Source organism: Sphaerisporangium sp. NPDC088356, from assembly GCF_040685555.1.
Taxonomy (GTDB): domain Bacteria; phylum Actinomycetota; class Actinomycetes; order Streptosporangiales; family Streptosporangiaceae; genus Sphaerisporangium.
Genome location: NZ_JBFBIK010000007.1, coordinates 26,756 through 50,609, shown reverse-complemented (window position 1 = coordinate 50,609; position 23,854 = coordinate 26,756). Strand labels below are relative to the sequence as shown.

Genomic DNA, 23,854 nt, shown 5'->3' with positions numbered 1-23,854 from the left:
CGTCTCGCCGAGTGGGGCACGACGGGATGACCGCCCGAGGGACAAGCGTGACGCGCGGGGGTGAGAGGGCACCCACGGTCACGGTGTTCCAACATGCCATTCTGCCAGATGATCCGGCCCCTGTCCGAATCGGCGCGCAATCGGCAGGGGAACGGAGACTACTTCTGGCCGGGCAGCCGGAGCTTCGAGGGGTCGAAGCCCGGCGGGAGCTCCAGACCGGGCGGAAGCTGGCCGCCGAGGCCACCGAGACCGCCGAGCCCCGGAGGCAGCTGCGGCGCGGCCGAGCCGCCGTCGGCGGCCCCCGCCTTGCCCAGCGCGGCCTTGCGGGGGTCTCCGCTGACCCTGCGGCCCTTCTTGGCCTTCTTCTGGACGGCCTTGCCCTTGCGGCCCCCGGGCATGCCCGGGATGCCCATGCCGCCCGCCACCTGCTTCATCATCTTCTGCGCGTCGAAGAAGCGGGTGACCAGGTTGTTGACCTCGGTGACGCTGACGCCCGAGCCGCGCGCGATGCGGGCGCGCCGCGAGCCGTTGATGATCTTCGGCTCCTGGCGCTCGGCCGGGGTCATCGAGCGGATGATCGCCGCGACCCGGTCGAGGTCGCGCTCGTCGACCTGGTTGAGCTGCTCGCGCATCTGCCCCATGCCGGGCATCATGCCGAGGAGGTTCTTGAGCGGCCCCATCTTGCGGACCATCATCATCTGCTCGAGGAAGTCGTCGAGCGTGAAGCCGTCGCCGGAGGCGAGCTTGCCCGCCATCTTGGCCGCGTCGGCCTCGTCGAAGGTGCGCTGAGCCTGCTCGATCAGGGTGAGGATGTCACCCATGTCGAGGATGCGCGAGGCCATGCGGTCGGGGTGGAAGGCGTCGAAGTCCTCGAGCTTCTCACCCGTCGAGGCGAACATGATCGGGCGGCCGGTGATGTGCCGCACCGAGAGCGCGGCGCCGCCCCGGGCGTCGCCGTCGAGCTTGGTGAGCACGACGCCGTCGAAGCCGACGCCCTCCATGAACGCCTGCGCGGTGGTGACGGCGTCCTGGCCGATCATCGCGTCGACGACGAACAGGACCTCGTCGGGGCTGACGGCGTCGCGGATGTCCGCGGCCTGCTTCATCAGCTCCTGGTCGATGCCGAGGCGGCCGGCGGTGTCGATGATGACGATGTCGTGCTGCTGGCGCCTGGCGTGGTCGATGGAGTCGCGCGCCACCGCGACCGGGTCGCCGACGCCGTTGCCGGGCTCAGGGGCGTAGACCGCGACCTGCGCGCGCTGCCCGACCACCTGGAGTTGCTGGACGGCGTTGGGCCGCTGCAGGTCGGCGGCGACCAGCAGCGGGGCGTGGTTCTGCTCGCGCAGCCAGCGGGCGAGCTTGCCTGCCAGCGTGGTCTTGCCGGCGCCCTGGAGGCCGGCGAGCATGATGACGGTCGGCGGGTTCTTGGCGAACCTCAGCCGCCGGGTCTCGCCGCCGAGGATCTGCACCAGCTCGTCGTTGACGATCTTGACGACCTGCTGGGCGGGGTTGAGCGCCTGGGAGACCTCCGCGCCCCGGGCGCGCTCCTTGACATGGGACACGAAGTCCTTGACGACCGGCAGCGCGACGTCCGCTTCGAGAAGGGCGATGCGGATCTCGCGACAGGTCGCGTCGATGTCGGCGTCGGACAGCCTCCCCTTGGACTTCAGGGAGGAGAAGACCGATGTCAGCCGGTCGGAAAGCGTCTCGAACACGTGATTGGCCAGCCTCTGCGCTACGGGTCGTCCGGGGTTTGCGTCTGCGACTCGACCTCCCAGCCTATCCGCTCCGCGGGCCGGTCAGGCGTATCCGGCGGAGGGCAAGGAGGTCCCACGCCGCTAGCTTCTCCAGCCGGGTACGGACACCCGCATCGTCATAGCGTGCTCGACCAGGGCGATCAGCGTGCTCTTCACCGAGTCCCGCTGCCGGGCGTCGGTCCGTACGATAGGGATGTGCGGGGCCAGGGTGAGGGCGTCGCGCACCTCCTCGTCCTGGTGCGGATGGTTGCCGTCCCAGCCGTTGAGCCCGATGACGAACGGCAGCTTCGCCTCCTCGAAGTAGTCGACCGCCGGGAAGCTGTCGGCCAGCCGCCTCGTGTCCACCAGGACGACCGCGCCGATGGCGCCCCGGACCAGGTCGTCCCACATGAACCAGAAACGGTGCTGCCCGGGCGTGCCGAACAGATAGAGGATCAGCTCGCTGTCCAGCGACACGCGGCCGAAGTCCATCGCCACCGTCGTGGTGGTCTTGCGTGGAATGAGGCCCAGATCGTCGATGCCGGCGCTGGCGTCGGTCATGACCGCCTCGGTGGTGAGGGGGACGATCTCGGACACGGCGCCCACGAAGGTCGTCTTACCGACGCCGAACCCGCCCGCGACGACGATCTTCGTCGACGTCAACCCGCCACGGCTAGAGCCTGCGAAGTCCACTGAGAACCCTTTCGAGCAAGTTGAGATCCGGCTTCCCGGCGTCCAGCTGCGGCTGATGCAGCTGGACCAGGCCTTCGGCGGCCATGTCCGAGATGAGCACCCGGGCCACGCCGAGCGGGACCCGCAGGAGCGCGGAGATCTCGGCGACGGAACGTACCTGGCGGCAGAGCGAGTTGATCGCCTGGTACTCCGGGATCAAGCCAGAAATATCTTGGTAAGCCGGAATCGTGGAGTGAACCAGCGTCTCCATGGCCAGATGCGTCCGCGGCGCCGAGCGCCCTCCGGTGACTGTGAAGGGCCGGACCGGTGACGACGGTTCCTGTTGGTACCGCCGTAAACCATCCTCCCAACCCGGACCGCCCATGGAGGTCACCGCGGTGACGACGCCTGAAGCTCGGCGCGCACAGCCGGGGTCAACACCTGACCGGCACGCTCGACCATCAGCGTCATCTGGTACGCCACCAGGCCCATGTCACAGTCCGGGGCGGCCAGCACGGCAAGGCACGAACCGTCGCTGATCGACATGATCAGCAGCAGCCCCCGCTGCATCTCCACCACGGTCTGGGTGACCGCGCCACCCTCGAAGACCCTGGAGGCCCCCTGGGTCAGGCTGATCAGGCCCGCGGCCACCGCCGCGAGCTGGTCGGCCCGGTCCTTGGGGAAGCCCTCCGAGTACGCCAGCGGCAGCCCGTCGGAGGACACCACAACCGTGTGCGCCACCCCCGGCACGCCCCGGACGAAGTCGGTGATCAGCCAGTTGACCCCGCGGGCGGCTTGGCTCAGCTCTCTCACTTGTCCTCCTTGTCGCCCTGAATGCGCCGCAGCTCGGCGTTGAACGCCACCTCGTCTTCGCTCAGCTCGCCACGGGCGACCGCCCGGCCCTGCCGGATGCCCTGCTGGAAGCTCGACAGCCGGCTGCGTGCCCGGTCGGGCGACAGCGGGGGCATGGCGGGCAGGGGTGCCGCGGCGGCCTCGGGCGTGCCGGCCGATCCGGGCACCAGGTTCGCCTTGGGCACCCGCTTGGGCAGGCCCGCCGCGGTGGTCCCGTCGCGCACCGGCTCCTGGACGGCCGCCGCCGCCTGCCAGCCGGCGTCGGCGGGGATCTCCTGCCAGCCGGTGGAGGCCTTCTCCTGGTCCTGGTCTTTGTCCACGCGCCGGAACCAGGCCGACTCGACGGACGCGAAGATCGGCAGGAAGTCGTCCTCCTGCTCCATGGGAGAGGAGCGCACGGCGGGGAGCGGGCCGGTCACGGCGTCCAGGTCGGAGGTGTCATACCGGCGCGGCTTGAGGCGGGAAGGCAGCTCCCCGCCTCTCCCGCCGGGTCCTGTGGGAGGTCCGGCGAGCCCGCTCTGTCCCGTGGCGGGTCCCGCGAACGAACTCGGCCCCGACGGAGGGCCGCCGAAGCCGCCCGAACCGGTGGCCGGGCCACCGAAAGCGTCGGAACCCGGGCCCGCGTACCCGCGCGAACCGGTGGGAGGGCCGCCGTACCCGCCGCCCGGACCGGTCGGCGGGCCGCCGAAACCACCCGAACCAGTGGGAGGGCCACCGAAGCCGCCGGAGCCCGTGGGGGGACCGCCGAAACCGCCGGAACCCGGGCCGTAGAGTCCGCCCGAGCCCGTGGGAGGACCGCCGTAACCGCCGCCGGAGCCGGTCGGCGGGCCTCCGTACCCTCCCCCGCCGGTCATGGGACCGCCGAGACCGCCGCCACCGGTGGTGGGACCAAGGGGTCCCGCGCCGTTCGAGCCCCCGAACGGGGACGGCTCGGTGAACGGGCCGGATCCGGTCGGGAAGTCGAACACGCCGTTGGCCGGGGTGTTCGAGGTGAACAGGCCCTGGCCGGCGGGTTGCCCCGTCGCGGACCATGCGGGGGCCCCGGCGCCCGCGAGCGACTGCCCGGCCGGGGCGCCCGCGCCGACCGGATGCATGGCCATGCCCATGAGCGACTCGGGCAGCAGGACCATCGCGGTGAGGCCGCCGGTGTCGTGCCGGCGCAGCTGCACGCGGATGCCGTTGCGCAGCGCGAGCCGGCCGACCACGAACAGGCCCATCCGCCGTGACACCGAGACGTCGACGACGGGCGGGTTGGCGAGCCGCCAGTTGGTCTGGGCGAGCTCCTCGTCGGTCATGCCGATGCCGGCGTCGGTGATGGAGATCATCACGCCGCCGCCGTCGATGCGGTTGGCCGACATGGTGACCCTGGTCTCGCGGGGAGAGAAGGAGATGGCGTTCTCGACCAGCTCGGCCAGCAGGTGGATGACGTCGTTGACCGCCTGCCCGGCGATGGAGACGCCGGTGGGGACGTGCATCGCGACCCGCTCGTAGTTCTCCACCTCCGACAGCGAGGCTCGGGTGACGTCCAGCAGTGGCACGGGCTGACTCCACCGGCGCGCGGGCTCCTGGCCGGCGAGAACCAGGAGGTTCTCACTGTTGCGCCGCATGCGGGTGGCCAGGTGGTCGAGCCGGAAGAGGTCTCCGAGCCGGCTGTCGTCCTGCTCGCCCTGCTCCAGGCCGTCGATCAGCGTGATCTGCCGCTCGACCAGGGTCTGCGTGCGGCGGGAGAGGTTCACGAACATCGCGCTGACGTTGCTGCGCAACTGGGCCTCGTCGCTCGCCAGGCGGATCGCCTCGCGGTGGACCTCGTCGAAGGCCCGGGCGACCTCGCCGACCTCGTCGGCCGAGGCGACGCCGATCGGCTGTACCTCGGGCGGGCCGGTGTTGCCCTCGGACTCCCGCAGCTTCTGCACCATCTCGGGCAGGCGGCGCCCGGCGATCTCCAGCGCCTCGCCCCGGAGCCGCCGCAGCGGGCTGACCAGCGACCGGGCCATCACGATGGTGATCGCGAGGACCAGGATGAGGAGGACGGCCACGACGCCGATGTTGATCGCGGCCTGGCTCTGGTCACCGCGTGCCAGCTCGGCGGCGCGGTCGACGATGGAACGGCCCAGCGCCCGCTGCACGTCGTGCATGCGGTTCAGGCCCTCGTTCGCGGCGTCGAACCAGAAGTCGACGTCGCTGGTGCCTCCACCGCCGAGCCCGCTCAGCGGCTGGTTCTCGCGGGTGAGCTCCAGGACGCGCTCGACCAGGCCGGCGGCGCGGTCGATCTTCTGGCCGCTGACGGTGTCCGCGTACATCTGGCGCTCGTCCAGCGTCGCCCTGGAGAAGAACACCTTGAGCTCGCTGGCCTGCTCCGCACGGGCGGCGTTGAAGGCCTCGAGCTCGGCCTGGGTGAAGCGGCGGGTGATCAGCGCCATGGCGACGAGGCCTCGCTGCCTGGACGCCTGCTCCGCGGCGCGGGAGAGAGACGCGAGGGCCGACGCGCTGGCGTCCAGGGTCTCGTCCGTGCTTCCGCGAGCCGTCTCGTCGAAGACGGTGAGCAGATCGTCGAGGACGAGCGAGTACTTCTGGAGCGCGGGAAGCGCGGGAAGCTGCGAGTCGGTGATCGTGGCGCGCAGCGAGCGGAGCTCGGAGAGCCGGTCGAGCAGGCGGGAGACCACCTGGCGCCCGATCTCTCCGAGGGCCGGCTCGACGACCTTCCTGCGGTCCTGGACGATCTGGACGGCCGAGTCGACCGCGTTCTGCTGGTCGGTGAGCTTGGCCTGGCTGCCTCGACGGCCGGCGGCGACGAACCTCGCCGACAGGTCGCGTTCCACGTCCAGCTGGTGACCGAGGTCGCCCAGGTTCGTGATGAACTCGGCCACGGTCCGGACGCGTTCATATTCGGTGGCGCTCTGAACCGAGGTCGCCACTCGCAGCCCGCCGAGCAGGACCGCCACCAGGGTGGGTACCAGGACCAGCGCGATGAGGCGGGTCCGCACCCGCCAGTTGCGCAGAGCGAGCAGACTTCCCGTTCCGTGACGCGAGTTCGATGGAGCACCCGTCTCGGAACGCGGTCGGGCTGCGTCCGGTTTGGTACCGCGACCGCTCTCGATTGTTGCTGTCCTCACTGGTCGCAACCTCTCGCCAGCTGGTCTGCATTGGGGGGTTAGGGGGACTTGCTCATGTGACTTATGACAAGTCAAGGGGCAATTGGAGCATAAGCCTACGAGTTCGACCAACAGCCATGGGCCGTTAGAACGGTCCAATCCATTATTCGATCAATGAGAATCACGCTCGGTAGTGCAGAGCGAGTTCACGAGGGCGGCAACAAGTCAACTTACCTCCTAATATCGCCGAATTCGCCGTTACTGCGATCCAAAGGCTTATACCTCGCATAGCACCAATCGCTGGTCAAACTGGACTTTTTTACGAGTTTCATGACATAGGCGGCTTGTGCGTGTTAGTTCCGATCTTCCTCCGCTAGGCTTCACGCTCGCCGTGCCACAACGGTCTCCTCAGGAGCAGCAGGCACTCTTCCCCCACACCTAAAAGGACTCCTCAATGAGAAGACTCAGGGGTCGTACCTTCATCATCGGCGCCGTGGCCACTCTGGCTCTCGCGGCATGCGGAAGCTCGAATACAGGTTCGAGCGCGTCCGGTGGAGGGTTGGAAAAGACCACGATCACGATCGGCGTCCTCGCCATCGCCGACGTGGCAGGACTCTACATCGCGGACCAGAGGGGCTACTTCAAGGAGGAGGGCCTGACCGTCAAGCCCGACATCCTCCAGAGCACGCAGTTCGCCATCCCGAAACTTCTCAGCGGCGGCCTTGACCTGGCCCTCGGCAACTACTTCTCGATTCTTTCCGCCACCGAGAAGACGAACGACAAGTTCAAGTTCGTCGCCGACACCTTCCAGGCCAAGAACGACGTCTTCGACATTGTGGTCCCCAAGGACTCCAAGATCCAGTCGGTGAAGGACCTCAAGGGCAAGAAGGTCTCCATCGCGGCGCTGAACAGCATCGGCGAGCTGGCGGTGGGCTCCACCCTGCGGGTCGCGGGCCTCGACCCGAGGGCCGACGTCACCTACATGCCCATGGCCTTCCCGCAGGCCCCCGCCGCGCTGAAGGCCGGCCAGATCGACGCGGCGTGGCTGACCGAGCCGTTCCTCACCGGTGTCCAGAAGGACATGGGCGCCCGCAAGATCGCCGACACGATGACCGGCGCGATGGCCGACTTCCCGATCGCGGGCTGGACGGCCACCGAGGACTGGACCAAGAAGTACCCCAAGACGATGGCCGCGTTCCAGCGGGCCATCCTGAAGGGTCAGCAGGCGGCGTCGGCCGACCGCAAGGCCGTCGAGCAGGTGCTGCCGAACTACAGCCCGATCAAGCCTGAGGTCGCCTCCGTCATCAACCTGGGCGCCTACCCGACCTCCCTCAGCGCGACCCGCATCCAGCGCGTCGCCGACCTGATGGTCGAGTACGGCTACCTGACCAAGCCGTTGAACGTGACCCCCCTGCTGGTCCCGCTGCCTCAATGATCGACCGCCGAGTGGTCCGCGGCGCCGCCGGCGTCGCGGTCCTCCTCATCGTCGCGGAGCTGGCGGGGCGCTCCGGCCTCATCGACCAGGTACTGCTTCCCCCCATGTCCACGGTCCTGGCCGCCGCCGGGGGCCTGGTGGCCGACACGGAGTTCCTGACGGATCTCTCGGGCACCCTGACCGTCTGGGCGATCGGGTTGCTCATCGCGATCCTGATCGCCGTTCCGCTCGGCGTGCTGCTCGGCACCCTCCCCCGTGCCGAACTGGCGGCGCGCCCCCTGGTGGAGTTCATGCGGCCGATCCCCTCGGTCGCCCTTCTCCCCCTGGTCACGCTGCTGATCGCGGACGGCCACAGCGTGAAGATCACCGTCATCGTCTTCGCCGCCTCGTGGCCCGTACTGATCAACACCATGTACGGGCTGCGGGACGTCGACCCCGTCGCGAAGGAGACGCTGCGCAGCTTCGGCTTCGGGCGGCTCTCCGTGCTGGCGCGGGTGTCGGTGCCGAGCGCGGCGCCGTTCGTCCTCACCGGTGTACGGCTGGCCGCCTCCATCGGGCTCGTCGTGGCGATCAGCGCGGAGCTGGTGGCCGGCGGCACCGACGGGATCGGCGCCTTCATGATCCGGGCCGGCTCGGGTCTCCGTACCGATCTCATCCTCGCCGCGACCCTGTGGGCGGGGCTGCTCGGGCTCCTCGCCAACGCGCTGCTCATGCGCGTACAGCGACGGGCCTTCCGGTGGCACACCGCAAGGGCCGGAGGTGGCGCATGACCACGACGACCGGGCTCACCGAAGGCCGGACGCGGGCCGCCGCGGCCTGGCGAGGCGGACTCACGGCCGTGCTGACCAGGGTGTGGCTGGTACCCATCGTGATCGCCGCGTGGGAGCTCGGCACCCGCCAGGCGGACTCCACCTACTTCCCGCCCCCGTCGGAGATCCTCGCTCGCATGCACGAGCTGTGGTTCTCCGGCCCGGCGTCCCACCTTTTCCTGACCGACCAGGCGCTCGCCAACTTCCCGCCCAGCCTCGCGCGCCTGTTCGGCGGGTGGGCACTGGCGTCCGCCATCGGCATCGGCCTCGGGATCGCGCTCGGACGCTCGCGGACGCTGTCGGGCTACATCGACCCGCTCGTCGAGTTCGGCAGGGCCATCCCCCCGCCGACCCTGATCCCCCTGTTCATCATCATCTTCCAGATGGGCACCCAGATGCAGGTGGCGACGATCGTCTACGGGGTGATCTGGCCCATCCTCATCAACACCATCGACGGAGCGCGCAACGTGGACCGCGTCCACGCCGACACGGCGCAGGTGTTCGGCCTCGGGCGGGCGCAGCGGCTGTTCCGCATCATCCTGCCCGCGGCGGGGCCCAAGATCTTCGCGGGGCTCAGGCTCAGCCTCTCCCTGGCCGTCATTTTGATGGTGGTCTCCGAGCTCGTCGGCAGTACCAACGGGATCGGCTACCAGCTGATGTTCACGCAGCAGAACTTCGACCTGTCCGGGATGTGGGGCGCGATCGTGATTCTCGGCGTCCTGGGCTTCCTGTTGAACGCGTCCTTCCTGGCAGTCGAACGACGCGTCCTTTCCTGGCACCGGCGAGCCCGGCAGACAACCTGAGGAAGCACCGTGCTCGATGTCGTCAACCTGAGTCACACCTACGGCGAGGGGCCGAACGCCCACCAGGCCCTCGGAGGAATCGACCTCAAGGTCTCCGAGGGCGAGCTGGTGTGCGTCGTCGGCCCCTCCGGTTGCGGGAAGTCCACGCTTCTGCGTTCCATCGCGGGGCTCATCCGGCCCACCGATGGGCAGATCCGCATCCGGGACGCCACGGTCGCGGAGACGCCCGGCGATCTGGCCGTCGTCTTCCAGGACTACAGCCGGTCGCTCTTCCCCTGGATGTCGGTCGGCGACAACGTGGCCCTGCCGCTGCGCCGGCGCGGCAAGGATCGCGCGGCGCGGCGGGCCGCCGCGGCCGAGGCGCTCGAAGAGGTCGGCCTGGGCGGCGCCTCCTCGAAGTTCCCGTGGGAGCTGTCCGGCGGTATGCAGCAGCGCGTGGCGATCGCCCGTGCCCTCGCCTACCGGCCGTCCCTGCTGCTCATGGACGAGCCCTTCGGCTCGGTGGACGCCCAGACGCGTGAGGACCTGGAGGATCTCGTCCTCAAGGTGCGCGAGCACCACCGCATGACAGTGCTGCTCATCACCCACGACATCGACGAGAGCGTGTACGTCGGAGACCGTGTCGTGGTCCTCACGCGCTCGCCCGCCAAGGTCGCGGGCGAGCTGCCCGTCGACCTGCCGTTCCCCCGCGACCAGATCGCCACCAGGGAGCTCCCGGCCTTCGTGCACCTGCGCGCCGAGGTGGGCCGGCTGGTTCGCGACAAGAAGCAGTCTCCCCCGTTCCAGGCCTGAAACCAGGCCTGACCATCCCCGGGAAGCTTTCCGGGGCTACTTTCTCACCGACTGAACTGACTGGAGTGGAAATGACCGACCCCGGGACCCTGATCTGGGACGTCCTTCGCGGCGGCTGGCGTGTCGCGGCCCTGAAGACCATGGTGGACCTCGACTGCGCCGCGCATCTGAGCGAGGGGCCGCTCTCGGTCTCCGAGCTGGCGGCCCGTTGCGGCGCGCACGGCCCCTCCCTTGGCCGCGTGCTGCGGACCCTTGCCGCCATCGGCGTGGTGGAGACGGTGGGCCAGGACACCTACGCGCTGACCGAGTCGGGCGCGCTGCTCGCCGCCGACTCGCCCCGTTCGCTGCGCAGCGCCGTGATCGCCAACACCGATCCGACGATGTCGTACGCGATGACCGAGCTGACCGACACCGTGCGCACCGGCCGGTCGGCGTTCGTCGAGCGCTACGGCATCCTGTACGACTACCTGGCGACAGACCCCGCGCTGGGGCGGGTCTTCAACGACTTCATGACCGGCCGGGCGGTCCCCATGGCCGAGGGCGTCGCCTCGCTCTACGACTTCTCGGGCGTCGGCACGCTGATGGACGTCGGCGGGGGACGCGGGCACATCCTGGCAGCGGCGATGCGCGCGAACCCGGAGCTTCGCGGCGTGCTGTTCGAGCTTCCCCACGTCCTGCCGGACGCCCGGGAGGCCTTCGCCTCCTGGAACCTGTCCGACCGGTGCGACTTCGTGACCGGCGACTTCTTCGAGTCCGTCCCCGCGGGCGCCGACGCCTACATGATGGGCAGCGTCATCCACAACTGGGACGACTCGGACGCGCTGCGCATCCTCAAGGTCGTGAGGGCCGCCATGAACGACGACAGCAGGCTGCTGCTCGTGGAGATCGTCGTACCGGACGACGACACCCCGCACTTCGGCAAGGACCTCGACATGCGCATGCTGGGACTGTTCGGCCAGGGGCGCGAGCGCAGCCGGTCGGAGCACACGACGCTGATCGAGAAGGCCGGCATGAGGGTGACCAACGTGATCCCGCTGCCGTTCAACGCCAGCCTCATCGAGGCGACCCCCATCTGACCCGGCAGGTCACCGCCGGTGGCGGTTCCCTGCCGGAGGCTCAGCGGCCTCCCCAGCCCGGAACCGCCACCCGCATCGTCAGAGCGTGCTCCACCAGCGCGATGAGAGTGCTCTTCACCGAGTCGCGCGAGCGGGCGTCGGTCCGTACGAGAGGAATGTGCGGGGCGAGCGTCAGCGCCTCGCGCACCTCCTCGTCGGCGTGGGCGTAGCGCCCGTCCCAGCCGTTGATGCCGACGACGAACGGGAGCTGGGCCTCCTCGAAGTAGTCGATCGCCGGGAAGCAGTCGGCCAGCCGGCGGGTGTCGACGAGCACCACGGCGCCGATGGCACCGCGAACCAGGTCGTCCCACATGAACCAGAAACGGTGCTGGCCGGGCGTGCCGAACAGGTAGAGGATCAGGTCCTGGTCGAGCGACACTCGGCCGAAGTCCATGGCCACGGTGGTGGTGGTCTTGTGCGGTGTCAAACCCAGATCGTCGATGCCGGCGCTCGCGTCGGTCATGACCGCCTCGGTGGTGAGGGGGACGATCTCGGACACGGCGCCCACGAAGGTCGTCTTGCCGACGCCGAACCCTCCCGCGACGACGATCTTCGTCGACGTCAGGGCCGCGCCGCGGCTAGAGCCTGCGAAGTCCACTGAGAACCCTTTCGAGCAAGTTGAGGTCCGGCTTACCCGTGTCCAGCTGCGGGTGGTGCACCTGGACGAGGCCCTCGCCCGCCATGTCGGCGATCACGACACGGGCCACGCCGAGGGGCATGCGCAGCATCGCGGCGATCTCGGCGACCGACCGCACCTGGCGGCACAGCGTGCTGATCGCCTGCTTTTCCGGAGTGAGAGATGAAAGATCGTGGTGTGCCGATGTGGAGGAGGAGACGAGCGCCTCCATGGCGAGCGAGGTCCGGGGAGCGGTACGGCCCCCGGTCATGGCGTATGGCCGGACCAGGGAACTCTGTTCCATCGGTTCCGGCCCGGGAAGAGGTGCCGCCGCGCCGGAAAACCGGCGGGCGTCCTCTATCGGCGGGTACGACGATCCGCCGCTCAGCGGATCACCGTCATCTGTCCAGCCGCGGCGTGCCACAGCGTCCTCCTGTCATCGGCCTCTCACCTGGGTTGAGACGCCTGGAGTTCGGCACGCACAGCCGGGGTCAGTACCTGACCGGCACGCTCAACCAACAACGTCATCTGGTACGCCACCAAGCCCATGTCACAGTCCGCGGCGGCCAGCACGGCAAGGCAGGAACCGTCGCTGACCGACATGATCAGCAAAAGGCCCCGCTGCATCTCCACCACGGTCTGCGTGACCGCTCCACCCTCGAAAACCCGGGAAGCGCCCTGCGTCAGGCTGATCAGGCCCGCGGCCACCGCCGCGAGCTGGTCGGCCCGGTCCTTGGGGAAGCCCTCTGAGAAGGCCAGTGGCAGTCCGTCGGCCGAGACAACGACAGTGTGCGCCACGCCTGGGACGTTGTTCACAAAGTCGGTGATCAGCCAGTTGACTCCACGGGCGGCCTGGCTCAGCTCCCTCACGAGTCCTCCTTGTTGCGTTCAACGTTTCTGTTGGGGGAAAGGTCGTCGTTCAGCTCGCCGCGGGCGACGGCCCGGCCTTTCCTTACGCCCTGCTGGTAGCTCGACAGCCGGCTGCGCACCCGGTCGGGGGAGAGTGACGGCTGTGGAGTGAAGACCGACGGACCCGGGTCGGCCGACCCGGGCACGAGGTTGGCCTTCGGGACCCGCTTCGGCAGCCCCGACGAGGTGATGCCTCCGAGGGAGGGATCGCTCGCCGCCTGGGCCGCCTGCCAGCCCGCGTCGCCCGGAGACGACCAGGCCCTGGACTCGGCCTGGTCCACGACCACGGCCTCCTCCGCCTGTTCCTGCGGCTGCGCCGGGGAGTGCGCCGTCTCCTCCTGCCTGTGGGCCTCGGGCCGGCGGGACGCCGGTTCCAGATCGGAACGACGGAACCAGTCGGACTCCACCGCCGCGAAGATGGGCAGGAACTCCTCGCCCCCGTCCAGGGGAGAGCTGTGGACCGCGGGCAGCGGGCCGGTGTGGTCCATGTCGGGTACCGCTCCGAACGAGCGGCCCGACCTGTCGAGGGGACCGGTGGAGGAGCCGCCGGTCAGCGGGCCCGAGTAGCCGCCCGACCCGGGGCCGGCGTATCCGCCGCCGGTCATCGGCCCGGAAGGACCGCCCCCCGTCATGGGCCCGCTGTGCCCGCCGCCGGTCATCGGCCCGGAAGGACCGCCGCCGGTCATGGGCCCGCTGCCCGCCGAGGGGACGGCCGGCCACGAGGCGGTGTCCTGGTTGGCCAGGTCGGACGACCACGAGGGAGCGCTGTCACCGCTACCAGGTGTGGGGGTGTCCGCGGGCCACGGGGTGTCGATGGGCGGGTTCGGGTTGAAGTACCGGTCGAACGGGTCCTGCTCGGCGGGGGCATTTTGCTCGAACGGGTCGCGTCCCTCGCCGGAGGGCACGCCCTCCGGCGAGGCGCGCCGTCCGGGCGACGGACGCTCGAACGGGTCGCGCGTGCCGGGCTGCGGGCGCTCGAACGGGTCACGCTCGAAGGGACCGCGTTCGAAGGGCCCGCGGTTCAGCGGTCCGGCGGTGGCGCCGACGCCGGGGGCGTCCGCTCCGAAGACCGGAGCGCGCATCCCTCGGGAGGCGGGGGTCTCGAAGCCGCTGGGAGCGGTGAAGGCGCCGGTGTCGAACGACGACGACTGCGGCGGGGCGCCGAAGTGACCGGCGCCCGCCATGGGGCCGGCGGCGTCCATCGGCATTCCCGGCATCCCGGCGAACTGCGGCGCGCCCGGCGTGGAGAGCAGCGTCTCCGGCAGCAGCACCATCGCTGTCAGGCCACCGGTGTCCTGCTGGCGGAGCTGGACGCGGATGCTGTGGCGCAGCGCCAGCCGGCCGACCACGAACAGGCCCATGCGGCGGGACACCGAGACGTCCACGACCGGCGGGTTGGCGAGCCGCCAGTTGGACTCGGCCAGCTCGTCGGCGGTCATCCCGATGCCGCTGTCGCTCACCGAGATCATGACGCCGCCGCCGTCGATGCGGTTGCTCGACACCACGACCTTGGTCTCGCGGGGCGAGAAGGAGATGGCGTTCTCCACCAGCTCGGCGACCAGGTGGACGACGTCGTTCACCGCCTGGCCGACCACGGCCATCTGCGACTGGACGCGGACGTCGACGCGCTCGTAGTTCTCCACCTCGGAGAGGGAGGCGCGGACGATGTCGACGAGCGGCACCGGCTGGCTCCAGCGGCGCGCGGTCTCCTGACCGGCGAGGACCAGGAGGTTCTCGCTGTTACGCCGCATGCGGGTGGCCAGGTGGTCGAGCTTGAACAGGTTGCCGAGCCGGTTCTCGTCCTGCTCGCCCTGCTCCAGGCCGTCGATGAGGCTGAGCTGGCGTTCGACGAGCGTCTGGCTGCGGCGGGAGAGGTTGACGAACATCGAGTTGACGTTGCTGCGCAGGCGGGCCTCGTCGCCCGCCAGGCGGATCGCCTCCCGGTGGACCTCGTCGAAGGCCCGCGCGACTTCTCCCATCTCGTCGCGAGAGGTGACGCCGATGGGGACCACCTCCGCGGTCGGGGAGCTGTCGGTGCTCTCCCGCAGCCGCTGGACCGTCTCCGGGAGCCGTACGCCGGCGATCTCCAGGGCCTCCGCGCGCAGCCTGCGCAGCGGACGGGTCAGGGAGCTCGCCACGACGGCGGTGATGATCAGGACGAGCAGCAGCAGGACCAGGATCAGGCCGCCGGAGATCAGCGCCTGGCGCTGCGCCTGCTCCTGCAGTGCCTGGCTCTGCTGGACGACCGAGCCGACCAGCCGCTCCTCGACCTTGCGCATCCGGTCGGCGGCAGCCGTGGTCGAGGAGTACCAGATGGTGGTGTCGTCGCGGCGGATCGGGTCGAGGTCCTGGATCTCCTTGAACTGGCGCAGCTGCGCCAGCGCGAGCGCGCGCATCCAGTCGGCCTTGTCGACCTGCTGTCCCTTGACGGTGTCGTTGTAGAACTTCACGTCGGCGGGCGTCGCTTCAGCCAGGAACGTCGCCGTCTCGCTCTGCTGGCGGCTCCACGAGCCGGGGAAGTTGACGAAGTCGTCGTAGTCGAACCCGCCACCGGTGGTGCCCAGGGTGGCGAGGCCGACCGTCATGAGGCCTCGCTGCTGGGAGACCTCTTCCTTGGCGCGGCTGAGGGCGCCGAGGGCGATGCTGTCACCGAAGAGGCGCTGGTCGTTGCCCGAGGTGCCGAGCTCGCTCTGCATCGATCCGAGAACGGTGATGAGCGAGGAGTACATGCCGAGCGCCGCTCGGGAGGGCACGCTCGCGTCCGCGATACGGGTACGGAGGCCGGGAAGGCCTTCGAGCCAGCGGCGGATCTGCTCGGCCTCGGAGCGGACACGCACGGTGTGGGAGGTGTCGAGGTTGGAGACGGCGGTCAGCACCGGCTCTCTGGCCCTGTCCACCACGTCCTGCTGGGCCCGCACCCTCTTGAACCGCGTCTGGCGCCGCCCGTCGGCGATGTACCAGGCCGTGAGATCGCGTTCTCTGTCCACCTCGTGGATGAGGACGTCGATCTTCTCCACCAGCGCGGCCACCTCGGTGAGACGGCGGTAGTCGGAGGAGGTGGCTATCGCGTTCGTGAGCTGCACGGCGCCGAGGATGACGCCCACGATCGTCGGGATGATGATGAGGGCCACGAGACGTGATCGGACGCGCCAGTTCTGGAGCCGGAGCCAGCTTCCGCTCTTCGGCGTACGCGCCATGGATGGCCCGGACCGCTCCACACGGTCACCTTGACCCGGGTTACCCCGAGGGTCTTCTGTCCTCACTGGTTTTCGCAACCTCTCACCGAGCCTGGCGTGCAGGGGGGTACGTCACGCGCGAGGCGCATGAGACGTCCGAGACATCCATCAGGCGAGGGTAATTGGAGCACACCCTTACCAGATCGGCCAACAGAACATTCACGGACAAACGACGACATATAAATAGATAGAGGGATAAATCCCCCTTCTCGCTTCCGTAACTATGCGGGACGGAAACCCTCACGGGCCTCGGAGGCGGCATGTTTGACCATCAGGTGCCTGGTCACCGAATACTCCTGAACCGCTTCCTGGCTCATGTCCTTGCCGAAGCCGCTACCCTTGACCCCTCCGTGTGGGGCCTCCGACGCGATCGGCAGGTGGTCGTTCACCCAGGTGACGCCCACGTCCAGCCGGTGGGCCACCCTTAGCGCCCTCGCCACGTCGCGCGACCACACCGACGACGCGAGCCCGTACGGCGTGTCGTTGGCGAGCCCGACCGCCTCGTCCTCGCCCGAGAACGGGAGCACGACGAGCACCGGCCCGAAAATCTCACCCTGGACGATCTGGCTGCCCTGCGCCGCGCCCGCGATCAGCGTGGGCGGGTAGAAGAACCCGGGGCCCTCCGGCACGGCGCCGCCGCACACGATCTGCGCGCCCTCGGCAGCGGCGCGCTCGACGAAGCCGTGCACGCGCGCCCGGTGGCCCTCGGAGATGAGCGGCCCGATGTCGGTGGCCGCGTCCCAGGGGTCGCCCATCCGTATGGCCTGGAGCGTGTCCCTCAGCGCCTCCACCGTCTCGGCGTACACCTCGCGCTCGACGTAGACACGGGTCGCGGCCGTGCAGTCCTGGCCGGTGTTGTACGTGGCGCCGAGCGCGACGCCCTTGGCCATCTCGGTCAGGTCGGCATCGCCGAACACCAGCGCCGGAGCCTTGCCGCCCAGCTCAAGATGCACGCGCTTCAGCCCGGAGCGCGCGTCCCCGGGGTCGCCGGCCGCGCGCCGCATGACGGACCGGCCGGTCGCCGTGGAGCCGGTCACGCTGATCATGTCGATCCCGGGGTCTCCGACCAAGGCCTCCCCCACCTCGGCATCCCCGGTCACGACGCGGACGAGCCCTTCGGGGAAGCCCGCCTTCGCGACCAGCTCCGCCAGGCGCAGCGTCGTGCCCGGAGTCTGGGGGGCGGGCTTGATGACGGCGCCGTTCCCGGCCGCGAGCGCGGGGCCGAGCTTCCAGATCCCCATGACCAGCGGGAAGTTCCAGGGCGCGATGGAGGCCACGACGCCGATCGGGCGGCGTACGAGCACCGAGGTGTAGCCGGCGCTCAGGACACCCGCGCCCGTTCCCTCCAGCGAGCGCGCGGCGCCCGCGAAGAACCGCAGGTTGTCCGCCGCGAACGGCAACTCGCCGTCGCGGAACACCGTGGCGGGCTTGCCGGTCTCGCTCACCTCCAGCCGGGTCAGCTCCTCGGCGTCGTCCTCCACGAGGTCGGCCAGGCGCAGCAGCACGCGTGAGCGCTCCGACGGCGTCGCCGCCGACCATTCCTGGTAGGCGTTCCGGGCTTCCCGTACGGCTTGCGCGACCTCACCGAGCGCGGTGTCGGGCACGCCGGGCAGGCGCTCTCCGGTGGCCGGGTTGATGGGTGTCCTGCTCATGGTGCTCTTTCCTTGGCGCGTTCGGTGCGGCCGGTCCCCGTACCGGCGTGGCGGCGCGGGGACCGGCGAAGGTGGTGCTCAGACGGAGGTGGTGCCGGTCGCCGTCCGCTCGATGAGGTCGGCGGCCTTGCGCAGGCCGTCGCGGCGGCGGATCTCCTCGCCCGCCTCGGCGAGCCGGGACCGCAGCGCGGTGTCGCCGATCAGCCTGTCCAGCGCGCCGACGAGCTCCTCGTCGGTGAAGGTGTAGGTCGACAGGCGCACGCCGTAGCCGAGCTCGTCGACGCGCTGGGCGTTGTCGTACTGGTCCCAGAACAGCGGCAGCAGGATCATCGGCTTGCCGAAGTGCAGCGCCTCGGTCGTGGTGTTGTTTCCGCCGTGCGTGATGACCACGTCGACCAGGGGGATGATCTTCGTCTGGGGGACGAACTCCGCTCCCCACATGTTGTCGGCCAGCTTGATCTCCTCGTGGAGCGGGCCCTTGGAGACGATGTAGCGGTGTGGCGTCGTGGCGAGCACGTCGATCACCCGCTGCATCAACTCGACGTCGGCGGAGCCCAGCGAGCCGAGGGAGAAGTAGACCAGCGCGCCCTCACGGTCGGCCAGGGAGGCCGGCAGCTCGAAGGAGTCGTCGGTCTCGCGGACCGAGGAGTCCAGGCGATGCCACGACTCTCCGAGCGGGCGGGCGTCGGTGTAGTCGGCGATCTCGGGGAACACGTAGAGGTTCAGGTCGCCCTCGTGGATGAACTCCAGCTCCGGCAGCGCGGGGGCGCCCTGCTCGACGACCCACTCGTTGAAGGCCGTCCAGATGTCCCGGTGGGTGCGGTCGTACTCGGCGCGGAACGCGTCCCACTCGCCGGAGTCGTCCGCGGGAAGGCCGCTGAACACCGGCGCGACGCCGTCGCCCTTCACCTCCAGCGGGTTGCAGGAGACGATGCGGACGAACGGCTTGCCCGCCGTGAGCAGCGCGGGGAAGGTGATCACGTTGTCCTCGACGATCACATCGGGGTTGACCCGCTCGATGATCGCCTTGAGCTGCGGCTCGCAGTACTTCGCCCCGTCGATGAGCGCGTCCCAGATCGGCTTGGTGACGGTCTCGAGCTGTGCGAGGGTGGACTTGCGGTACTCCGGCGCGGTGTCGCGGATGAAGTCCTTCCAGAACTGCCCGGCGTCCTGCTCCTCCTCGGCCGGCGGGGCGAGGTCGACCAGGTCCTCCTCGAAGCCCAGCGCCGTCAGCTTGCCCTTCCACGACGCCTCGGCCGCGAACACCACGCGGTGGCCGCGGCGGCGCAGGATGTCGCCGATGCCGACGCAGTTGTTGGTCGGCCCGTAGGCGCTCTCCGGCATGAACAGGATGGTGGCCATCAGTACTCCATGGAAATTGAAGAACGATTCAAATAAGTACGGGCAGGGTAGGTCAAATAGCAGGCTTCTATGGCCTGAAGCCAACGAGTCGTTTTAGACTCCAACTTCAACAACGGGGCACAGGGGAGGCTGGCATGAGCTCGCGCAAGAGCCGGGCGGACCGGCGGGTGGACCTCATCGAGGCCGCGCGGCGGGCGATCCTCCGTCACGGCACCCAGGGGGTCCATCTCAACCACGTGGCCGAGGAGGCCGGGCTGACGTCGGGCGCGGTGCTCTACCACTACCCCGACCTGAGCGAGCTGCTGGTGGAGGCCCACCACGCCGGGATGGAGCGGTTCTACGAGGTGCGCGTCAAGCGGGTCGCACGGTTGAGCGATCCCGCCGAGAAGCTGGTCGTCACGATCCGCTCGGGCCTGCCCGTCGGGCCGGACGACCCGGGCGTGCGGCTGCTCAACGAGCTCGGCGGCGCGGCGGCCCGCAACCGGGTGTACGCCGTCCTGCTCACCACGCTCTACGACCGGCAGGTGGCGATGTACCAGTCGATCCTGGACACCGGCTCGGCGCTCGGCGTCTTCAGCCTCACCGGCGACTCGGTGGTGATCTCCCGGAACCTGGTGGCGCTGGAGGACGCCTACGGCTACCGCATCACGGCGCGCCACCCGGTGATCGGCCCCGACGAGGCGGCGGAGAACATCCTCAGCTACGCCAGGACCGTCACCGGCAACACGCTCGAATTCGCCGCCAACTGACCTCACGACCGTCACCGGGCGATCAGGACCGCGTCCGGGGCGGACCAGCCGAGGCCGACCTCCGCGCCCGCGCGCACGCGGGTCGGCCCCTGCGCCGCGACCAGGATCGGGCGGTCGTGGCCGGGCACCCGCACCGCGATGTGGGACACGCCTCCGTAGAAGCTGACGTCGGCCACGACCCCGCGCAGGATCCCGCCCTCGCCGAGCCTGATCGACTCCGGCCGCACGCCGACCAGCGCCGGGGCGCCGGCCGGGAGTCCGCCCTCGGCGGGCAGCGTCCCGAGACCGGGTACGGACAGGCCACCGCCGGCCGCGGTCCCCTCGAACAGGTTGTTGGCCCCGATGAAGTCGGCCACGAACGGCGTGCCGGGCCGCTCGTACAGCCGCACGGGGGCGTCGATCTGCTGGACCCGGCCCGACTCCAGGACGGCGATGCGGTCGGCGAGCGACATCGCCTCCTCCTGGTCGTGGGTGACCACGACGAAGGTGATGCCGACCTCGTGCTGCAGGCGCTTGAGCTCCAGTTGCATCTCGGCGCGCACCTTCTTGTCCAGCGCGGACAGCGGCTCGTCCAGCAGGAGCAGCCGGGGGCGCTTCACGATGGCCCTGGCCAGCGCGACCCGCTGCCGCTGCCCGCCGGAGAGCTGGTGGGGGCGGCGGTTCGCGTGCTCGCCGAGGCCGACGGTCCCGAGCACCTCCTGGACCCGCGACCTGACCTCGGCCCGCGCGAGGCCCTCGCGCTCCAGCCCGTACGCGACGTTCCTGGCCACGGTCATGTGGGGGAACAGCGCGTACGACTGGAACATCAGGTTGACCGGGCGGCGGTGCGCCGGACGCGACAGCAGGTCGGTCCCGTCGAGCGTGACCGAGCCGCTGTCGGGCGACTCGAAGCCGGCGAGGATGCGCAGCAGCGTGGTCTTGCCGCAGCCGCTCGGGCCGAGCAGGGCGAAGAACTCACCCTGGCGGATGTCCAGGGTGACGTCGTCCAGGGCGACGACGTCCCCGAACCTCCGGGAGACGCCCTCGATGCCCACAAGCGTCTGGGGTACGGCGGGCGCCTCGGGAAGAGCACTCATGTCAAGGACTCCGTCAGTCGGGTCATCCGCTGGGCGACGATGATCACGGTGAAACTCACCGCGAGCAGGATCGTCGCCAGCGCGTTGATCTCAGGGGTGACCCCGAAGCGCACCATCGAGTAGATGACGATGGGCAGCGTCGGCTCGGTCGGGGCCGCGGTGAAGAAGGCGATCACGAACTCGTCCAGGGACAGCGTGAACGCCAGCAGCGCGCCGGCGGCGATGCCGGGGGCCAGGGTCGGCAGCGTGATCCGCGTGAACGTCGTCAGCGGCGACGCGCCGAGGTCGCGGGACGCCTCCTCCAGCGAGGTGTCGGCGTGGGTGAGCCTCGTCCGCACGACGGCGGCCACGAACGCCATGCCGAACACCGTGTGGGCGAGGATGATCGAGTGGAGGCCCAGCGTCATCTTGACGGCCGCGTAGAAGACCAGCAGGCCGATGCCGACGACGATGTCGGGCAGGATCGCGGGCAGCAGGCCGAGCGCGTCCAGCAGCCGCGACCGGGTGTGGCGTGCCATCCCCACGGCCAGCAGCGTGCCGAGCACCGTCGACAGGACGGTGGCCCCGAAGGCGACGATCAGCGTGTTGATCAGGCCCTCCCTGACCATCTCGTCCCCCGCGAGCTCGCCGTACCACTTCAGGCTCACGCCCTCGAAGACGTACGGCGACTTGCCGGCGTTGAACGACATCACGACGAGCACGATGATCGGCGTGTAGAGGAAGACGTAGGTGGCCCAGAAGGGGACGTAGATCAGCCGGCGCCTAGGCACGACGGCCCTCCGTCCCGCCGTACACGCGTGACGCCCAGGCCTGCAGGAACAGCAGGATGATCAGCACGGCGATCACGGCCAGCGCGAGCGTCGAGCCGAACGGCCAGTCGCGGGCCTTGAGGAACTGGTCCCTGATCAGGTTCCCCACCATGATCGAACGCCCGCCGCCGAGGATCTCGGGGATCACGAAGTTGCCGAGGCAGGGCACGAAGACGAAGACGCATCCGGTGAGGACTCCTGGCACGGTCAGCGGGAGCGTCACCGACAGGAACGTGCGCGCCGGGCGCGCCCCCAGGTTGGCCGACGCCTCGCGCAGCTGCGGGTCCAGCCGCTCGATCGCGGCGTACAGCGGAAGGATCATGAGCGGGAGGTAGGAGTAGAGCAGGCCGGTGACGATCGTGCCCTCGTTGTAGAGCAGCTGGATCGGCTTGTCGATCAGGCCGATGCCGGTGAGGGTCTCGTTCACGAGGCCGGGCCCGCTGAGCAGGATGATCCAGGCGTAGACCCGGATGAGGAAGTTGGTCCAGAAGGGCATGACGATGGCGATCAGCGCGATCGTCTTCCACTTCCTGGGCAACTGCGCGATGACGTAGGCCGTCGGGTAGCCGATCAGCAAGGCCGCCAGCGTCGTGACCCCGGCGGTCTTCACCGAGCTGACGACGATGTCGAAGTAGAGCGGGTCGAAGAGACGGCTGAAGTTCTCCAGCGTCGCCTCGTACACCACCCCGCCGAACCGGCCCCGCTGGAAGATCGTGTAGCTCAGCACGAAGGCGAGCGGGATCAGCAGGAAGACGATCAGGTAGCCGAGCCCCGGACCGAGGAACGCCAGCCGGGCGCCCGCCGTCGAGAGGGCGCGGGACCGGCGCGGTGACCGCCCCGAGGAAGGGCCGGCCACCGCGCCGGGTCGTGCGATTTCGTGCTTGGTAGTCAAGTCGGAACCGTCGCTACTTTTGCGCCGAGATCTCGGTGGAGAGACGCGTGTACTTGGTCGAGTCCTGGCCCAGGTCGATGATCGACTCGCCCTTCAGCAGCTCGGCCGGGGTCATCTGCAGCGGCGTGTTCTGCTTCAGGAGCGCCTGGTCGTTCTTGGCGACCTCGTCCATGGCGGCCTTGTTGGGCACCTTGTAGAGGATGTTCTCCGACACCCAGCTGTGGACCTTCGGGTCCAGGATGTAGTTGATGAACGCGTGCGCGGCCTCCTTGTTCTTGGAGGACTTCATGATCACCATGGTGTCCGACCAGAGGTCGCTGCCTTCCTTGGGCACCATGAACTTGATCTTCGGGTTCGTGGTCGGGCACCAGCCGTCCCACGCCTCCACCATCGCGGCCTCACCCTTGTCCAGCTTGGCGCCGAACGTGACGTCGTCGTAGAGCATGCCCCACTGCTTGGCCTTGAGCAGCAGGTCCTTGGCCTCGCCGAGCTGCTTGTCGTCGGTGGTGTTGATGGAGTAGTTGAGGAGCTTGAGCGCGGGCAGGGCGAGCCACCGCTCGGTGGTCATCATGGTGACCTTGCCCTTGAGGTCCGCCGGCGGGTTCAGGATGTCGTTCCAGCTGGTCGGCGGGGTCTTCACCAGGTCGGCTCGGTAGCAGATGCCCGTCGTGCCCCAGGTGTAGGGCACCGAGAACTTGTTGCCCTTGTCGAACGACAGCTGCGACGCCTCCGGATAGAGGTTCGCGAGGTTGGGGATGAGCTCGGGGTGCAAGGGCTCGAGCAGCCCCTGCTCGTTCAACGCCTGCGCATACTGGCCGGAGACGAACGCCACGTCGATGCCGCTGTCGGCGGTCGTGGCAAGCTTGGCCATCGCCGCCTCATTGGTGTCGTGGAGGGCGATCTTCACGTCGACGCCGAGCTTCTCCTTGACCCGCTGGGGAAGGTCCTTCGGACTGTAGTCCGGCCAGATCGCCACATTGAGCGACTGCTTGCTCAAGTCGGCGTTCGGGTTCAGTTGGTCGGTCGCCGCGCTCGGCGCCGCGCCGTCGGCGCTCGTCGAACTGCCGCCACCGCACGCCGCTAGGGCAAGCACAAGACCGGCGGCGACGGCGGCAGCCGGAAGACGACGGGTGTACCGGATTCGGGACACGGCCGCTACTCCTTAGGTTCTGAAGGTTCTGTGGTACGAGAAAGACCGCAGTGCCTGACCTTCGCACGGCAGACCAAAGCAGGAGTGTTGCAGCACA

The 23,854-nt window shown here is 69.3% G+C and carries 21 protein-coding genes; 6 read left to right on the top strand and 15 right to left on the bottom strand.

Going from position 1 to position 23,854, the window contains the following annotated elements; genetic code table 11:
* Window positions 1-158: 158 nt before the first annotated feature.
* The 5 genes from ffh to AB0O34_RS04875 form a co-directional block, all read right to left on the bottom strand.
* Window positions 159-1,715, bottom strand: a complete 1,557-nt coding sequence (gene ffh / locus AB0O34_RS04895) for a signal recognition particle protein (protein WP_363912696.1) — start codon at window positions 1,713-1,715, stop codon at window positions 159-161.
* Window positions 1,716-1,838: 123 nt separating this feature from the next.
* Window positions 1,839-2,399, bottom strand: coding sequence for an ATP/GTP-binding protein (locus AB0O34_RS04890; RefSeq protein WP_363912693.1), 561 nt, complete (start codon window positions 2,397-2,399; stop codon window positions 1,839-1,841).
* Window positions 2,400-2,409: 10 nt separating this feature from the next.
* A complete protein-coding gene (locus AB0O34_RS04885; protein ID WP_344949353.1) occupies window positions 2,410-2,793 on the bottom strand; it encodes a DUF742 domain-containing protein in 384 nt (127 codons plus the stop codon).
* Window positions 2,794-2,798: 5 nt separating this feature from the next.
* Window positions 2,799-3,212, bottom strand: a complete 414-nt coding sequence (locus AB0O34_RS04880) for a roadblock/LC7 domain-containing protein (protein ID WP_279339489.1) — start codon at window positions 3,210-3,212, stop codon at window positions 2,799-2,801.
* Between the two features lie 5 nt (window positions 3,213-3,217).
* Entirely contained in the window at window positions 3,218-6,244 is a 3,027-nt protein-coding gene (locus AB0O34_RS04875) for a nitrate- and nitrite sensing domain-containing protein (protein WP_363912691.1), read from the bottom strand.
* Window positions 6,245-6,911: 667 nt separating this feature from the next.
* On the opposite strand from AB0O34_RS04875, the gene AB0O34_RS04870 reads away from it, so the two are divergent.
* From AB0O34_RS04870 to AB0O34_RS04850, 5 genes are all read left to right on the top strand, one after another.
* Window positions 6,912-7,787, top strand: coding sequence for an ABC transporter substrate-binding protein (locus tag AB0O34_RS04870; RefSeq protein ID WP_363912689.1), 876 nt, complete (start codon window positions 6,912-6,914; stop codon window positions 7,785-7,787).
* Complete coding sequence (locus AB0O34_RS04865) at window positions 7,784-8,557, top strand: ABC transporter permease (protein ID WP_363912686.1); 774 nt, start codon at window positions 7,784-7,786, stop codon at window positions 8,555-8,557. Before AB0O34_RS04870 ends, AB0O34_RS04865 begins: the two co-directional genes overlap by 4 nt.
* The gene (locus AB0O34_RS04860; RefSeq protein WP_363912684.1) at window positions 8,554-9,399 is read left to right on the top strand and encodes an ABC transporter permease; all 846 of its coding nucleotides are present in this window, start codon (window positions 8,554-8,556) and stop codon (window positions 9,397-9,399) included. The genes AB0O34_RS04865 and AB0O34_RS04860 overlap by 4 nt, the downstream gene beginning before the upstream one ends.
* Before the next feature lie 9 nt (window positions 9,400-9,408).
* Window positions 9,409-10,191 (top strand): ABC transporter ATP-binding protein, encoded by a 783-nt coding sequence (locus AB0O34_RS04855; protein ID WP_363912682.1) that lies wholly within the window; start codon window positions 9,409-9,411, stop codon window positions 10,189-10,191.
* Between the two features lie 71 nt (window positions 10,192-10,262).
* A complete protein-coding gene (locus tag AB0O34_RS04850) occupies window positions 10,263-11,267 on the top strand; it encodes a methyltransferase (protein ID WP_363912679.1) in 1,005 nt (334 codons plus the stop codon).
* 40 nt (window positions 11,268-11,307) lie between these two features.
* On the opposite strand, the gene AB0O34_RS04845 is transcribed toward AB0O34_RS04850, so the two are convergent.
* The 6 genes from AB0O34_RS04845 to AB0O34_RS04820 all read right to left on the bottom strand — a co-directional run bounded on the left by AB0O34_RS04845 (window position 11,308) and on the right by AB0O34_RS04820 (window position 19,081).
* Entirely contained in the window at window positions 11,308-11,904 is a 597-nt protein-coding gene (locus tag AB0O34_RS04845; RefSeq protein ID WP_344949369.1) for an ATP/GTP-binding protein, read from the bottom strand.
* Entirely contained in the window at window positions 11,885-12,226 is a 342-nt protein-coding gene (locus tag AB0O34_RS04840) for a DUF742 domain-containing protein (protein WP_363912677.1), read from the bottom strand. The genes AB0O34_RS04845 and AB0O34_RS04840 overlap by 20 nt, the downstream gene beginning before the upstream one ends.
* A 143-nt stretch (window positions 12,227-12,369) precedes the next feature.
* Window positions 12,370-12,783: a roadblock/LC7 domain-containing protein gene (locus AB0O34_RS04835; RefSeq protein ID WP_214413570.1), complete on the bottom strand. Its 414-nt coding sequence runs from the start codon at window positions 12,781-12,783 to the stop codon at window positions 12,370-12,372.
* 5 nt (window positions 12,784-12,788) lie between these two features.
* Window positions 12,789-16,049 (bottom strand): nitrate- and nitrite sensing domain-containing protein, encoded by a 3,261-nt coding sequence (locus tag AB0O34_RS04830; protein ID WP_363912675.1) that lies wholly within the window; start codon window positions 16,047-16,049, stop codon window positions 12,789-12,791.
* A gap of 239 nt (window positions 16,050-16,288) precedes the next feature.
* Window positions 16,289-17,719: an aminobutyraldehyde dehydrogenase gene (locus tag AB0O34_RS04825; RefSeq protein WP_363912672.1), complete on the bottom strand. Its 1,431-nt coding sequence runs from the start codon at window positions 17,717-17,719 to the stop codon at window positions 16,289-16,291.
* A gap of 78 nt (window positions 17,720-17,797) precedes the next feature.
* The gene (locus AB0O34_RS04820; protein ID WP_363912669.1) at window positions 17,798-19,081 is read right to left on the bottom strand and encodes a glycosyltransferase; all 1,284 of its coding nucleotides are present in this window, start codon (window positions 19,079-19,081) and stop codon (window positions 17,798-17,800) included.
* A 134-nt stretch (window positions 19,082-19,215) separates the two neighbouring features.
* On the opposite strand from AB0O34_RS04820, the gene AB0O34_RS04815 reads away from it, so the two are divergent.
* Window positions 19,216-19,830, top strand: a complete 615-nt coding sequence (locus AB0O34_RS04815; protein ID WP_363912667.1) for a TetR/AcrR family transcriptional regulator — start codon at window positions 19,216-19,218, stop codon at window positions 19,828-19,830.
* Between the two features lie 11 nt (window positions 19,831-19,841).
* Here the strand turns inward: AB0O34_RS04815 and AB0O34_RS04810 are convergent, their stop codons facing one another.
* The 4 genes from AB0O34_RS04810 to AB0O34_RS04795 are packed head-to-tail and all read right to left on the bottom strand — an operon-like array spanning window position 19,842 to window position 23,757.
* Window positions 19,842-20,906 (bottom strand): ABC transporter ATP-binding protein, encoded by a 1,065-nt coding sequence (locus tag AB0O34_RS04810; RefSeq protein ID WP_363912665.1) that lies wholly within the window; start codon window positions 20,904-20,906, stop codon window positions 19,842-19,844.
* Window positions 20,903-21,676, bottom strand: a complete 774-nt coding sequence (locus AB0O34_RS04805) for an ABC transporter permease (protein ID WP_363912663.1) — start codon at window positions 21,674-21,676, stop codon at window positions 20,903-20,905. The genes AB0O34_RS04810 and AB0O34_RS04805 overlap by 4 nt, the downstream gene beginning before the upstream one ends.
* Entirely contained in the window at window positions 21,669-22,607 is a 939-nt protein-coding gene (locus tag AB0O34_RS04800; RefSeq protein WP_363912660.1) for an ABC transporter permease, read from the bottom strand. The genes AB0O34_RS04805 and AB0O34_RS04800 overlap by 8 nt, the downstream gene beginning before the upstream one ends.
* 13 nt (window positions 22,608-22,620) lie before the next feature.
* On the bottom strand, window positions 22,621-23,757 hold the full coding sequence (locus AB0O34_RS04795) for a spermidine/putrescine ABC transporter substrate-binding protein (RefSeq protein ID WP_363912658.1): 1,137 nt from the start codon (window positions 23,755-23,757) through the stop codon (window positions 22,621-22,623).
* Between the last annotated feature and the right edge of the window lie 97 nt (window positions 23,758-23,854).

Coding starts and splice junctions, on each gene's coding strand:
- AB0O34_RS04840 (WP_363912677.1), bottom strand. CDS start 12,226: ATGGAACAGAGTTCCCTGGTCCGGCCATACGCCATGACCGGGGGCCGT.
- AB0O34_RS04810 (WP_363912665.1), bottom strand. CDS start 20,906: ATGAGTGCTCTTCCCGAGGCGCCCGCCGTACCCCAGACGCTTGTGGGC.
- AB0O34_RS04825 (WP_363912672.1), bottom strand. CDS start 17,719: ATGAGCAGGACACCCATCAACCCGGCCACCGGAGAGCGCCTGCCCGGC.
- AB0O34_RS04865 (WP_363912686.1), top strand. CDS start 7,784: ATGATCGACCGCCGAGTGGTCCGCGGCGCCGCCGGCGTCGCGGTCCTC.
- AB0O34_RS04860 (WP_363912684.1), top strand. CDS start 8,554: ATGACCACGACGACCGGGCTCACCGAAGGCCGGACGCGGGCCGCCGCG.
- AB0O34_RS04850 (WP_363912679.1), top strand. CDS start 10,263: ATGACCGACCCCGGGACCCTGATCTGGGACGTCCTTCGCGGCGGCTGG.
- AB0O34_RS04820 (WP_363912669.1), bottom strand. CDS start 19,081: ATGGCCACCATCCTGTTCATGCCGGAGAGCGCCTACGGGCCGACCAAC.
- AB0O34_RS04885 (WP_344949353.1), bottom strand. CDS start 2,793: ATGGGCGGTCCGGGTTGGGAGGATGGTTTACGGCGGTACCAACAGGAA.
- AB0O34_RS04815 (WP_363912667.1), top strand. CDS start 19,216: ATGAGCTCGCGCAAGAGCCGGGCGGACCGGCGGGTGGACCTCATCGAG.